The organism is Treponema sp. JC4 (assembly GCF_000260795.1).
GTDB lineage: Bacteria > Spirochaetota > Spirochaetia > Treponematales > Treponemataceae > Treponema_D.
On the sequence record NZ_AJGU01000138.1, the window covers coordinates 1 to 463 of the forward strand.

Sequence of the window (463 nt, forward strand, 5' to 3'; positions counted from 1 at the left end):
AATTAATTTGTAGTTAGTAATTGTATTGAAAACATTATTCTTAACATATTCATTAAATTTTTCTGGTTCTATTTTCATAATAAAACATTTTCCTTAGATTTAATATAAAAAGAGTAAAAAGAAGGGAGGTTAATTATAGTAGTTCTTCAGAACCTTTTTTAACAGTTTCTATAATTGTATCAAGTTCTTCAGTAGTTAATGAAGGATGTACTGGGAGTGAAATAACCTGACTTGCAGCTTTTTCAGCTTCAGGACAATTACCTGTAATTCCTAGTGTTTGATAATATGGTTGTTTGTATAATACAATTGGATAATGAATACCAGTTCCAATTTCATTATCAGTTAAATATTGTTTAAAATTATCTCTATCTTTAGATACTCTTATAGTGTATTGGTGGAATACATGAGTAACATTATCTGCAGTATATGGTGTGGTTATACCTTCAACATCAGCTAATCCTTC

General features: G+C 27.6%; 1 protein-coding gene. It reads right to left on the reverse strand.

Annotated elements, in window-relative coordinates; translation table 11 throughout:
- Positions 1 to 133 precede the first annotated feature (133 nt).
- A partial coding sequence (locus tag MSI_RS13650; protein ID WP_039925194.1) for a DegT/DnrJ/EryC1/StrS family aminotransferase occupies positions 134 to 463 on the reverse strand: 330 nt, incomplete at its 5' end.